The organism is Atopostipes suicloacalis DSM 15692 (genome assembly GCF_900129085.1).
Classification (GTDB): domain Bacteria; phylum Bacillota; class Bacilli; order Lactobacillales; family Carnobacteriaceae_A; genus Atopostipes; species Atopostipes suicloacalis.
On sequence record NZ_FQUF01000020.1, the window covers coordinates 19,458 to 31,959 of the forward strand.

Below are 12,502 nucleotides of genomic sequence, written 5' to 3' on the forward strand. Positions count from 1 at the left end.
CGCAAAAATAACGAAAAAGTGCGCGCAAACACTTTTACCACAGACAAATAGCGAATAAGTACGCGCTATTCCATCCATCACGCACAAATAACGGAAAAGCGCGCGCAACTTCGTTCACCACGCAAAAATAACAAAAAAGTACGCGCAAGCACCTTTCAACACGTACAAACAGCGAATAAGTGCGCGCAAACACCTTCCACCACACACAACTCACCAAACTAAACCCATTAGAGCAATCTACCAAGTTTAAAGAACATAATCCAATCTTAGAAAACCAAAAAATCCCCATAAGATAGCTTAACTATTAAAAGTTTCTATCTTAGAGGGATTCTATGAAAAAAGCATTTAATTTCATCGCCAATTTACCTATCTTCAGAAGGAAAGCACCACACACAAATTACTCATCCATATTCTTTCGAGCTTCAATGCGCATGTTCATTGCCTCAACATCCGCCTTCATCTCATTCACACTATCATTAATACGACGCATATACACATCCGCTTCTTCCGTCAAACTATTCACACTATTCATGACCTCCGGAACAAAATCAAGCTGCACATAACTCAACTCATTATTTAAAGTCGCCATCGCATCCTGAAAATTCGTCGCTTTATCCTGAACCTCTTCCACATTATACTTCGTCGTATAATACAAATCCTTCACCAAACGTTGATTATCGGCACCACTACGAGGCGTGTTCAATAACACATACGAGCCACCTAAAGCCACACCACCCAGCGTACCCAATAAAAAAGTAAACATTTAATCGTCCCCCAATTCATTCATAATCGACTTTTGAAGCTGATCCAACTGCGTATCCGAATACTTATCCTCATTATACGCCCACTCCAAACCAAAATCATCATTCTCAGAATAGCGCGGCAACAAATGAATATGGCTATGGAAAACCGTCTGCGACGCCACTTCCTCATTATTCAACAAAATATTCAAACCTCGAACTTCCGGATCAAAATCTCGCAACGCCCGAGCCACCTTAGGAACCGCCGCAAACACCTCACGCGCCAACTCCTCATCATAATCAAAAATATTTCGCACATGCTTCTTCGGAATCAATAACGTATGCCCAGGCGTCACCTGAGAATTATCTAAAATCGCAAACACATGCTCATCCTCATAAACCTTACGACTCGGAATCTCCCCATCACGAATCATACAAAAAATACAATCAGCCATATTATCCAGCCTCTCCAACTAAATTCTTACCATTATTTTAGCACGAAGCCTCAGCTTTTAAAAATACAAGCCCTGAAAACCTTCCACTTCGTAAACACGACCCTAAGAACCTCCGCCATGTATGAACCGTTCATCCAGAAGAGGAAAGACCAAGAAAGCTCATTTCAATCGTCCCATCAGTCCTCATCCACCGTTTGAATTTCACCAAATAATTCTTCCAAAAACTGCTTCATAAATTCAGTACGATGTTCCGCCAACTGACGCCCTTTTTCCGTATTCATAGAATCTTTTAAGCGCAACAACTTTTCATAAAAATGATTGACCACATTATTTTGTTCCCGATAGTTTTCTTCTGTAATATCTTCTGCTTGACGGGGACGAGTGTCATCATAAATTAAATGTTTCTTACTACCACCATAATAAAAAGCACGCGCCGTTCCAATCGCGCCGAGCGCATCTAAGCGATCCGCATCTTGAACAATTTGACCCAAAAAACTTAAGCTTTGCTTTTTATCAATGTTTTTTGAATACGATAAGTTTTGAATAATATAAAGAACCTCTTCTGTTTGTTCATCAGAGGAGCCATTTTCACGCAAAACAGTTTCAACCTCAATCAAAGAGGCACGTTTATTCGGATCAATCTTCTCATCAATCGTATCATGTAGCCAACAAGCAGCACGTATAACTTCAATCGCATCAGCAGATAATTTTTTAGGACTAATTTTTTTCGCATTCGCTTCTACACGCAAAGCATGACGCCAGTCATGACCGGTCGTATCGTCTCCAATAATCGCTTGAGCAAAGGCTTTAATTTTTTCTAAATTCATCGATTCAACCTCCTACAAAAAATAAAGACTTCAAAATATTCTGATTAGTATAGCATACCCCTCAAAGTTTCCCAAAGAATAGAATACAAACAAATCCATTCCTTTCGTTTATTCACAAAACATGCTTGAGAAACCCTCCATTTTATCGTATCATAGACTTCTTGTGAAATTTAAAAAATAGAATACAAATAATGACAATAAGAAACTTTGAAGGCATTTATAGAATAATATTGTCTTTTTCTACGAACTAAGCGTGTAGTGTGGTAGAATTAACGCACATATAGGGAGGTCAATACATGAGTTTAAATGTTTCGCAATTAACGGGGGGTTATACTCGTAAAGCAGTTATAAAAGAGGTATCCTTTGAAGTAAAGGATGGAGAAATTGTAGGCTTGATTGGCCTAAATGGTGCAGGGAAAAGTACGACAATCAAACACATCATGGGCTTAATGGAGCCTTTTTCTGGCGAAATTAAAGTGGATGGATTGACTTTAGCAGAAGCGCCCGTAGATTACCGCAAAAAAATTGCTTTTGTACCTGAAACGCCTATGGTTTATCGGAATCTAACCCTTAAAGAGCATTTAGAAATTACAGCAATGGCTTATGATCTTCCCTTTGCGGAAGTTTTAGAACGTGCTCAACCGCTTCTAAAACTCTTTCGTCTCGACCAACGAATGGATTGGTTTCCAGAAGACTTTTCCAAAGGGATGAAACAAAAAGTCATGATTACTTGTGCCTTCGTCATTAACCCGACTTTATTGGTCATTGATGAACCGTTTATCGGGCTTGATCCAGTTGCTATGATGGATTTAGAAAATTTATTACTTGAAGAGAGAGCCAAAGGACATTCAGTTTTAATGAGTACCCATGTGCTTACGAATGCGGAGAAAATCTGTGACTCCTTTGTGATTTTGCATGATGGCTTAGTTTTCGCGAAAGGAACCACCGAAGAACTCGCTGAAACCTTCAACTTAAAAGGCGCAGACTTAGAAGAAATTTACCGCTACGTTGCGCAGGAAGAAGGCTTTGGCCATGACGCTTAATCGCTTATTCCAAAAAAGATATACCCTCTACCTTAAAAACTTACTAAAATACGCACGACATATTGTGAATGACCATTTCGTTCTCGTCTTTTTCTTACTGATTGGCGTAGGCGGGTATACATATTCACAGTTTCTAGAAACTGTAACGCTGGAGATGGTTGAACCGCGACTCGTTGTTTTGCTTTTATTTTTCATGCTGACTTCTACCGGCAGTATCACTTTGCTGTTAGAACCGGCCGACCGTGTTTTTTTATTGCCAAAAGAGCGTGAATTTCAAAAGGTATTCAAACAACTGACCTTTAGAAGTTTTGCTTCGCAAATGATTTCAATGGCCTTATTAACTTTTGTGACGTTTCCAATTTTTGTGACCACGCTAGACACAAATACGATGGAAAGCCTCTTTATTTTTCTGACTTTAGTCAGTTTAAAATGGTTAAATTTACTTACCAAAATGTATCCTTTCTTTTACAGTCAAAAGGAAAATGAGCGCAAATTAAAACTAGCTATGGTCGGCATAAAGCTACTCACATTAACGAGCTTGTTATTTATTAATCTTCCAATAACTGCCATACTGATTACCCTAGTAGCTGTAATCGGTGCTATTCAGTTCTTGACTGGGAAAATGTACTTTAAACAATTTTTTAAATGGGAAACCATGATTGAAGCCGAAGAGCGTCGTATGCAAAAAATTTACCAATTGATTCAAATGTTTGTAGACGTTCCGCAATTAAAAACAAAAATACGACGCTTAAAAGTATTGGATAAACCACTTAACTGGTTATCAGAGCGCTATCCAACCGCGCCTTACTATTACATTTTGCGCATAATCACTCGAAATTCAGAATATAGCTTGTTAATTCTTCGTGTGACGATTGTTGGTGCCATCCTGCTTGCAGTAACCGAGTCATTCGCGACGGGGCTGATTTTGGGGATTTTGTTTTTATATGTGATTGGTTTCCAACTGATTCCTTTGATCAACGAAATGAACCAAAGTCCGCAATTTCAAATTTACCCGGTGACGAAAACGATGAAAGTTAAATCTGTGAAGCATATTATTTTTCAAGTGTTGGCACTGGTAAGTATTGTTTTGGCTTTATTTGCCTTGAATGCGCAGGGGATCGTTGGTTTGACGCTACTGCCTGTAGGAATGCTGTTTGGATTTTTGTTCAGCCAATTTTATGTGCCGCGACGAATTGAACGAATGGATTAAAAAAAGAACGTTCGGTCTCTTGACGATTTTGGCGAAGACTTTTAAAATAGGGAGTACCCCAAAGAAATTCGAATAAATTAAATACAATAAATAGAATAAAATCTTTAAAAGAAGGATCGGATAATATGGAAATCGAAAGAGAATCGGGGTGGAATTTACATCCTATCGGTGGTGAAACCGGGCAAGCGTATATGGGCATCCGCGATGAAGAGAAGGTTTTTTTGAAAAAGAACTCCTCACCGTTTTTAGCCGCTTTATCGCTTGAAGGCATCACCCCGAGGCTTATGTGGACGAAGAGGACAGGGAATGGCGATGTACTAACAGCCCAAGAATGGTGCAATGGACGAACACTAGAAGAATCGGAAATGACGTCGAGTAATATTGCAGATATTTTAATTAAAATACATCAATCAGACACGTTGAAACGATTATTGAAACGGGTCGGAGGAGAAGAAGTTTCTGCTGTAGATTTATTGATGGAATACGAAATGAACTTATCTATCGACTTAGAAAATCATCCCGTTTTACAAGAAGCCTACAAATTTTTATTAGGCTCGTTACCTCTTGGCTATACACAAGAAGACATTCGAGTTTGTCACGCAGATATTTCTAATGATAATATGTTACTTTCTGACGATGGAGAACTCTACATTGTGGACTGGGACACAGCCGTGTTAACGGACTATCTCTTTGATATTGGCCAACTATTTGCACGCTATATTGATAGAAACGACTGGGAAAAGTGGGCAACAAAAAACAATTTAAACTACACAGAAAACGAAAAAAATCGAATTTTGTGGTACGCAATTATTAATTTACTCTTAGACATCAAATACGCTTATCGAAAAGCTCGCTACAGTAAAATGAACGAACTCATCCTGAAATTGAACAGTTGGTTAGAAACTCAGCCCTGAAATTCTTTTCACCTTCGGCAAATGACGGAAGAAGGACTAGTTATGAAAAGGCCACTGTCGCAATCGATATCCGCCTATTAATTTAAAATAAATAGAGAAAAAGACAAATCGTGAGTAATCGATTTGTCTTTTTACATTTTGAGGAAAATGTATGCAATACTTTTAATAGATAACCAATCGTGAATCCGTTAAGAAAGGAGAATTTCTGTGAATGCCGCAATTACTCTTATTCCCTTTATGTTTATTCGAATCCTACTTTTTCGATGGATGGATTTGAAAGGGTATCAACGTGCACAAAAATATGCGCCGCTAAAAGAAAAGAAAAAAATCTATTTTATCATTTATCAGTTTTGCCAAGCGATTTTACTTCTCTTGCCATTTTTTAATTCTTTGCGATTACTTATTTGGCTAGACTATTTAGGGGTGTTTTTCTATATAATCGGTCTGGTCATTATCGGATTATCGATATCTGCTTTTGCTCAGACAAAAGCAGACACGTTTAGTCAAACAGGGATATATCGGTTTTCTCGTCACCCAATGTACGTCGGTTACTTTTTCTTTTATTTAGGCTTAGGCTTTCTAATGTCCTCGTATCTCTACTTGATTGTTTTACTAATTTTTCAAATCTGTACCCATCAAATTATTTTAGCAGAAGAAACGGAGTGTCTGAAAACGTTCGGTACCTCCTATCAAGATTACATGCAAGAAGTGCGACGGTATTTTTAACTGTCTTCACTATCTATTTAAATATCATATAAATAAAAAAGCTTAGTATTTTTAGGGAAATTCCCTAAAAAACACCAAGCTTTAATTTAACGGTGTAAACTAAACTTTATAAATATCCATCACACTACCCGTATAGGCATCGGCAATAAACTCATACTGCGTAATCTTTCCCTCTTCAAAACGGGAGATTCCACCATAATAAACCTTTGTTTGGTAATTATATTTCTCCCAAGGTACCTTCGTCATTTCAATCCATGACCCTTCAATCGGGCCTTCTTTTTTAAATTCTTTTTTAACCATTTCTAAAATTCGATCTGCACTTACAGGTATTTTTTTCTCTACAAAAAAGAAAGTGACTGCACCCATTAAAAAGGAAGCCACTACGGCAATAATCGCTAATGGAGCAAAGTATTTTCTACCTCTTCCAACCATCTGTTTTCGTCCTCCCTTACTCGAAAGTATTTTGAAACGTTTTCTTCAATTTTTGCGTAACTCTATTTTAGCACAATTTTTAAACGTCTGTCATATATTTGGAGGAAATCTCTAGCGAAAGTTTTCCCTACCCCCTCCTTTTATCATAATGACTTCATTTTACTTTTTTAAGTCTATTTTGCCTTTTTTAATCAATTACTTTTTTAACAACTTCGAACGTACATTGAAAAGCGTACCAACGAGATCCCTCGCGCAAAAAAGCGAATAATTGCGCGCAGTCGAGCTTTCCGTCCACAAATCGCAAAAAAATGCGCGCAGTCGGGTTTCTCGCCCACAAATCGTAAAAATATGCGCGCAGTTGAGCCTATCGCACACAAATCACGAAAAAATGCGCGTAATCGAATTTCCCGCACACAAATCACAAAAAAATGCGTGCAGTCGAGTCTACCGCACACAAATCACAAAATAATACGCGCAGACGAGCTTATCCCACACAAATCTCAAAAAAATGCGCGCAGACGAGCTTTCCGCCCACAAATTGTAAAAATATGCGCGCAGTCGAGCCTACCGCACACAAATCGCAAATAATTGCGCGCAGTTGAGTTTCCTGCACACAAATCGTAAAAATATGCGCGCAGTCGAGCTTCTCGCACGCAAATCACGAAAAAATGCGCGCAAATGAGCCTCCCGCCCACAAATCGCAAAAAAATGCGCGCAGTCGAGCTTTCCGCCCACAAATCGTAAAAATATGCGCGCAAATGAGCTTCCCGCCCACAAATTACGAAAAAATGCGTGCAGTCGAGCTTTCCGCTCACAAATCACGAAAAAATGCGCGCAAATGAGCCTCCCCCCCACAAATCGCAAAAAAATGCGCGCAGACGAGCTTCTCGCCCACAAATCGCAAATAATTGCGCGCAGTCGAGTTTCTCGCACACAAATCACGAAAAAATGCGCGCAGTCGATTTTCCCGCACACAAATAGTAAAACTATGCGCGCAGTCGAGCTTTCCGCACACAAATCGCAAATAATTGCGCGCAGACGAGCTTATCCCACACAAATCGCAAAAAAATGCGCGCAGTCGAGCTTTCCGCCCACAAATCGCAAAAAAATGCGCGCAGTCGAGCTTCTCGCCCACAAATCGCAAAAAAATGCGCGCAGTCGATTTTCTTGCCCACAAATCGTAAAAATATGCGCGCAATTGAGTTTCCCGCATACAAATCGTAAAAATATGCGCGCAGACGATTTTCTCGCACACACATCTCAAAAATATGCGCGCAGTCGAGCTTCCCGCACACAAATCATAGAAATTTGCGCGCAAGAATAGTTTTTCGACTATTTACCAAGAATCACACGCCAAATTTCTAATAAATCTAAAATCGATCAAAAATCTCATCAATAAAACAAATTTTCCAACGAACAAATAACTGATAGTTCAATCAAGCGAAATTTTTGTGTATAATAAGAGAATAATAGAACGTAATTCAAGGAGGCAATCTAGTTTACTAGAAAAATATGAATGAACAACGATTTGAACGTATAAAAAAATTAACCGAAGTCCAAAGCACCAGCGGATTCGAACACAACATCCGCGAAGTGATCCGTTCCGAAATGACCCCGTATGTAGATGAAATTCAGCAAGACGGTTTAGGCGGCATTTTTGGCTTGCGTCACTCAGAGGAAAAAGATGCACCGACCGTTATGGTAGCCGCACACATGGACGAAGTCGGTTTCATGTTAGCATCCATTACAGACGAAGGCTTTTTCCGAGTAGTCCCTTTAGGTGGCTGGAATCCTTTAGTCGTTTCTGCACAAAGATTTACCCTACAAACACGTAAAGGAAATTATCCAGTCGTCTCTTCTTCCGTACCGCCTCATTTACTACGCGGAAAAGAAAATAGTATGCCGAAAGTCGAAGATATTTTATTTGACGGAGGCTTTGAATCAAAAGAAGAAGCAGAAGAATATGGAGTTCGTCCTGGAGATACCATCGTTCCAGAAGTAGAAACCATTAAAATGGCCAATGGAAAAAGAATCCTTGGAAAAGCTTGGGATAACCGTTACGGAGTCACCGCCGTTTTAGAAGCTTTACACGATTTAAAAGATGAAGCATTACCAAATAACTTAGTCGCAGGAGCCAATGTCCAAGAAGAAGTTGGCTTGCGTGGAACAAAAGGGGCTGCTCGTAAATTCAATCCCGACGCATTCTTTGCGGTCGATTGTTCACCAGCAGATGATGTGTATGGAAAAGCGGATGCTTTTGGAAAATTAGGCAAAGGGACACTAATTCGTATTCAAGACCCAGGATTTATTCTTTCAAAAGAGATGCGTGAATTTATGTTAGATACCGCTGAAACACACAATATTCCTTATCAATATTATGTATCCAAAGGGGGCACGGATGCCGGCGCTGCCCATCAACTAAAAGAAGGAATCCCAAGTGGGGTTATTGGAATGGTGGCGCGTTATATTCACACCCATCAAACAATTTTCCACATTGATGACTATGAAGCAGCTCTAGAAATGGTCAAGCAAATCATCTTGAGCTTAGACCGAAGCACATTAGAAACCATCTCACCAAAAAAATAAGAAAAAAGAGGGAAATAAATGTTAGTAGCAAGTTATAATAACCAAGCATTTAATGATTTATTAGTTATTCAATTAAAACCATCTCAAGCAGAAAACCAAACTTTTGAACGTAAAGACGATATTACTCGTATTTCGGATAAAGATTCTGGGGAAGTAGTGGGCTACAATTTTTTTGAAGCTTCGAAAATACTTTCATTGGAGGAGAGTGGTCCGGTGACTTTGTCTGAAGCGGATGTAGAGAATTTGAACCAGGCTTTAGAAGAGGCGGGGTTTGAAGGAAACTTAGTCGCGGATTCTAGCCCGAAATTTGTGGTAGGCTATGTGCAAGAATGTGTGCCTCATGAAGATTCAGACCATTTATCTGTGACACAAACTGAAGTAGATAATGGGGAAGTTTTACAGATTGTTTGTGGAGCGGCCAATATTGCCCAAGGACAAAAAGTGGTAGTTGCTAAACCAGGCGCAACGATGCCAGACGGTTTAGTCATTTGGCCAGGTGAACTAAGAGGTGTGGCAAGTCACGGTATGATTAGCTCTGCGCGGGAATTAGGCGTAGACGTATCGGCTGAAAAACAAAAAGGGATCCTTGTTTTAGACGAGGATGCGGTCGTTGGCGAAGCCTTCGAAATCTAAAAAGAATCACCAAATCAATGGAAAGGAGGAGTAAGCATGAGTAAATATGATGGGCCGAGTTATTTTAAGAAAAATCATCCAAAAATTAAACCGTTAAAAGAAAAAAAGGAAGACCCTAAAAAAGAAAGTTGGGTGGATCAGGACTCTTACTTTAAAAATGACTATAAAGAGACAATGCCCAAACGTGTCCAAACGCGAACGGATCTACAAGAAGAAGCCGCAGAGTATATGCAAACTCCTTCAACTCCTTTCAAATCCTCCGTTCCGCCTCGGCAAATGACTAAAAAAGCAAAAGAACAGACGAATCGCTTTCGTAGCAAACAGATTCCTAAGAGTTTGCAGCATTTAGAAGGTTGGGCAACCAACCCAGCGCAGCAAACGCGCTGGCAAGAAGTGAGAAAACGTCTGGCGAAAGAAAAGGAAACGTATCTTTTATTTGAAGACCACTTAGCACCAGCAATTAAGCAAGAACTTGAGGAAGAAGAACAGAAGCAATCGTTAGAAGAACTAGCTCCTCAAAAAAAGCAAACGTTAAAGAATAAAAAGAATTTCCAACAGCGAAGAAAAACTAAAACAGCCAAGACGGCAAAAGTAAATTCGCGCACCCAAGAAAAAGCTGAGCGTGTACAAGAAGAGTTGAACCACAATCTATTGAAACCGAACACCGGTCTTCATCGTTCGCTAAGTAAAATCATTGCCGAAGATCAAGAGGCTCTGGAAAGTGGAAAAAATAATTTGGGAAGTTTATTTTCGGATAAAGACTGAATGCTTCAAAAAATTGAGGAAGTGTTCAGCTTTTTAGTGAGGAAATTTTTGGTGAACGTTGGTTTGATACGGGAAAGAATCAACAACGAGAGGCAGATTTTACTAGTAATTGGAGAAAATTTGCTATACTATTAGTAATCGATAAAGAACCACATTGGAGGATTAGAATGAATCGCGAAACGACTTATCATTTTGTAGGCATCAAAGGGTCTGGAATGAGTGCTTTGGCGTTGATTTTGCATGAAGAAGGCTATAAAGTACAAGGATCTGATGTTAGTAAATACTTTTTTACCCAACAACCTTTAGAAGAAAAAAATATTCCCATTTATATATTTGATGAAAAAAATATCAAAAAAGGGCAAGTCATTATTGCTGGGAACGCATTTCCGGATACACACGAAGAAATCGTCCGGGCAAAAGAGCTAGGCTTGGAAGTTATTCGATACCATGATTTCATCGGTGAGAAAATGAAACACTATACCAGCGTTGCCGTTACAGGTTCTCATGGAAAAACAACCACTACCGGCTTACTTTCGCACGTCATCAGCAATATCGAATCAACAAGTTATCTGATTGGTGATGGAACCGGACATGGAATAGAAGAGGCCGATTATTTCGTCCTCGAAGCTTGCGAATATCGCCGCCACTTTTTAGCGTACAAAGCCGATTATGCCATCATTACCAACATTGATTTCGACCACCCCGACTACTATAAAAGTATCGATGACGTGGCCGAAGCCTTTGACACGTTCTCTCTTCAAACGAAAAAACGCGTCATTGCCTGTGGGGACGACCCCTTACTTCGTAAAATGAAATCAAAAGTACCCGTTACATATTATGGCTTTGGTGATAACAATAATGTCCAAGCCAGAAATATTGTAAAAAACACTAAAGGATCTATATTTGATGTCTATATTGATGGAGAATTTTACCATGAATTTTCAATTCCTTCATATGGCGATCATAACATTGAGAACTCGTTAAGTGTGATTGCGCTCGCTTATCACGAAGACTTAGATAAAGAAGAAGTCGCTAAAAACTTAGCCGATTTTGAAGGCGTCAAACGCCGCTTCTCAGAAAAAATTATTAGCGATACTGTGATTATTGACGACTACGCGCACCATCCCGCAGAAATTAGCGCCACGATTGATGCCGCTCGTCAAAAATATCCCGATCGCGAAATTGTAGCGGTTTTCCAACCCCATACCTTTACCCGAACCGTGGCTTTGTTAAGCGAATTTGCTGAATCTTTAAATGAAGCAGACAGCGTCTACTTAAGTGAGATTTTCACTTCAGCTCGCGAAAAGGAAGGCAAAGTCAACATTAAAGATTTGTTCAATAAAATTGATAAAGCACAAGCCATCCTTTCCGACGAAGACGTCTCGCCATTGCTGGACCATAAAGGAGATGTGGTCGTATTTATGGGAGCTGGCGACATTCAAAAATTCGAACAAGGTTTCCAAGAATTACTTTCTTCCTTAGAAAAAACCACCCTTTAATACAAATAAGTTAAAAGATGTTCAAGCGGGGAGCTTGAACATCTTTTTTGATGAACCTAAGCAGTATCCCGCACAAACCGCGAGAAAGTACGCGTAGATGATTGTATCCCGCACAAATCGCGAGAAAGTACGCGCAGAAGATTTTATCCCGCACAAATTGCGAAAAATAGCGCGTAGAAGATTTTACCCCGCACAAACTCCGAGAAATAGCGCTCAGATGATTGTATCCCGCACAAACTCCGAGAAAGTACGCGCAGATGATTTTATCCCGCACAAACCGCGAGAAATTGCGTGCAGATAATTTTATCCCGCACAAACTCCGAGAAATAGCGCGCAGAAGATTTTACCCCGCACAAATCGCGAAAAAATACGCGCAGATGATTCTATCTCGCACAAACTGCGAGAAAGTGCGCGCAAATGATTGTATCTCGCACAAATCGCGAAAAATAGCGCGCAGATGATTGTATCCCGCACAAACTCCGAGAAATTGCGCGCAGAAGATTTTATCCCGCACAAATCGCGAAAAAGTACGCGCAGATGCTTGTATCCCGCACAAACTACGAGAAATAGCGCGCAGATGATTGTATCCCGCACAAATTGCGAGAAAGTACGCGTAGATGTTTTTATCCCGCACAAACTCCGAGAAATAGCGCTCAGATGTTTCCATCCCGC

12 protein-coding genes are annotated in these 12,502 nt (G+C 39.9%); 8 read left to right on the forward strand and 4 right to left on the reverse strand.

Features of this window, described 5'->3' with window-relative positions; all coding sequences use genetic code 11:
* Positions 1-397: 397 nt before the first annotated feature.
* The 3 genes from BUB96_RS06950 to BUB96_RS06960 form a co-directional block, all read right to left on the reverse strand.
* Positions 398-763, reverse strand: coding sequence for a YtxH domain-containing protein (locus BUB96_RS06950; protein ID WP_073298156.1), 366 nt, complete (start codon positions 761-763; stop codon positions 398-400).
* Positions 764-1,195, reverse strand: coding sequence for an HIT family protein (locus BUB96_RS06955; RefSeq protein ID WP_073298157.1), 432 nt, complete (start codon positions 1,193-1,195; stop codon positions 764-766).
* Positions 1,196-1,371: 176 nt separating this feature from the next.
* Positions 1,372-2,022, reverse strand: coding sequence for an HD domain-containing protein (locus BUB96_RS06960; protein WP_073298158.1), 651 nt, complete (start codon positions 2,020-2,022; stop codon positions 1,372-1,374).
* 296 nt (positions 2,023-2,318) lie between these two features.
* Between BUB96_RS06960 and BUB96_RS06965 the strand changes: the two genes are divergently transcribed.
* The 4 genes from BUB96_RS06965 to BUB96_RS06980 all read left to right on the forward strand — a co-directional run bounded on the left by BUB96_RS06965 (position 2,319) and on the right by BUB96_RS06980 (position 5,915).
* Positions 2,319-3,065 carry an ABC transporter ATP-binding protein gene (locus tag BUB96_RS06965; RefSeq protein ID WP_073298159.1) on the forward strand — a complete coding sequence of 249 codons (747 nt, stop codon included), beginning with the start codon at positions 2,319-2,321 and terminating at the stop codon, positions 3,063-3,065.
* Entirely contained in the window at positions 3,055-4,275 is a 1,221-nt protein-coding gene (locus tag BUB96_RS06970; protein ID WP_073298160.1) for an ABC transporter permease, read from the forward strand. The genes BUB96_RS06965 and BUB96_RS06970 overlap by 11 nt, the downstream gene beginning before the upstream one ends.
* Before the next feature lie 125 nt (positions 4,276-4,400).
* Positions 4,401-5,189 carry a phosphotransferase family protein gene (locus BUB96_RS06975; protein ID WP_073298161.1) on the forward strand — a complete coding sequence of 263 codons (789 nt, stop codon included), beginning with the start codon at positions 4,401-4,403 and terminating at the stop codon, positions 5,187-5,189.
* 207 nt (positions 5,190-5,396) lie between these two features.
* A complete protein-coding gene (locus BUB96_RS06980) occupies positions 5,397-5,915 on the forward strand; it encodes a methyltransferase family protein (RefSeq protein ID WP_084136976.1) in 519 nt (172 codons plus the stop codon).
* Positions 5,916-6,014: 99 nt separating this feature from the next.
* Here BUB96_RS06980 and BUB96_RS06985 read toward each other — a convergent pair whose 3' ends face one another.
* Entirely contained in the window at positions 6,015-6,347 is a 333-nt protein-coding gene (locus BUB96_RS06985; protein WP_073298162.1) for a PepSY domain-containing protein, read from the reverse strand.
* A gap of 1,512 nt (positions 6,348-7,859) precedes the next feature.
* On the opposite strand from BUB96_RS06985, the gene pepA reads away from it, so the two are divergent.
* The 4 genes from pepA to murC all read left to right on the forward strand — a co-directional run bounded on the left by pepA (position 7,860) and on the right by murC (position 11,830).
* On the forward strand, positions 7,860-8,933 hold the full coding sequence (gene pepA / locus BUB96_RS06990) for a glutamyl aminopeptidase (RefSeq protein WP_073298163.1): 1,074 nt from the start codon (positions 7,860-7,862) through the stop codon (positions 8,931-8,933).
* 18 nt (positions 8,934-8,951) lie between these two features.
* Complete coding sequence (gene ytpR / locus BUB96_RS06995; protein WP_073298164.1) at positions 8,952-9,566, forward strand: YtpR family tRNA-binding protein; 615 nt, start codon at positions 8,952-8,954, stop codon at positions 9,564-9,566.
* Positions 9,567-9,602: 36 nt separating this feature from the next.
* A complete protein-coding gene (locus tag BUB96_RS07000; protein WP_073298165.1) occupies positions 9,603-10,331 on the forward strand; it encodes a hypothetical protein in 729 nt (242 codons plus the stop codon).
* A gap of 167 nt (positions 10,332-10,498) precedes the next feature.
* Positions 10,499-11,830: a UDP-N-acetylmuramate--L-alanine ligase gene (gene murC / locus BUB96_RS07005; RefSeq protein WP_073298166.1), complete on the forward strand. Its 1,332-nt coding sequence runs from the start codon at positions 10,499-10,501 to the stop codon at positions 11,828-11,830.
* The last annotated feature ends 672 nt before the right edge of the window (positions 11,831-12,502 follow it).

Coding starts and splice junctions, on each gene's coding strand:
- BUB96_RS06950 (WP_073298156.1), bottom strand. CDS start 763: ATGTTTACTTTTTTATTGGGTACGCTGGGTGGTGTGGCTTTAGGTGGC.
- BUB96_RS06955 (WP_073298157.1), bottom strand. CDS start 1,195: ATGGCTGATTGTATTTTTTGTATGATTCGTGATGGGGAGATTCCGAGT.
- BUB96_RS06960 (WP_073298158.1), bottom strand. CDS start 2,022: ATGAATTTAGAAAAAATTAAAGCCTTTGCTCAAGCGATTATTGGAGAC.
- BUB96_RS06965 (WP_073298159.1), top strand. CDS start 2,319: ATGAGTTTAAATGTTTCGCAATTAACGGGGGGTTATACTCGTAAAGCA.
- BUB96_RS06970 (WP_073298160.1), top strand. CDS start 3,055: ATGACGCTTAATCGCTTATTCCAAAAAAGATATACCCTCTACCTTAAA.
- BUB96_RS06975 (WP_073298161.1), top strand. CDS start 4,401: ATGGAAATCGAAAGAGAATCGGGGTGGAATTTACATCCTATCGGTGGT.
- BUB96_RS06985 (WP_073298162.1), bottom strand. CDS start 6,347: ATGGTTGGAAGAGGTAGAAAATACTTTGCTCCATTAGCGATTATTGCC.
- pepA (WP_073298163.1), top strand. CDS start 7,860: ATGAATGAACAACGATTTGAACGTATAAAAAAATTAACCGAAGTCCAA.
- ytpR (WP_073298164.1), top strand. CDS start 8,952: ATGTTAGTAGCAAGTTATAATAACCAAGCATTTAATGATTTATTAGTT.
- BUB96_RS07000 (WP_073298165.1), top strand. CDS start 9,603: ATGAGTAAATATGATGGGCCGAGTTATTTTAAGAAAAATCATCCAAAA.
- murC (WP_073298166.1), top strand. CDS start 10,499: ATGAATCGCGAAACGACTTATCATTTTGTAGGCATCAAAGGGTCTGGA.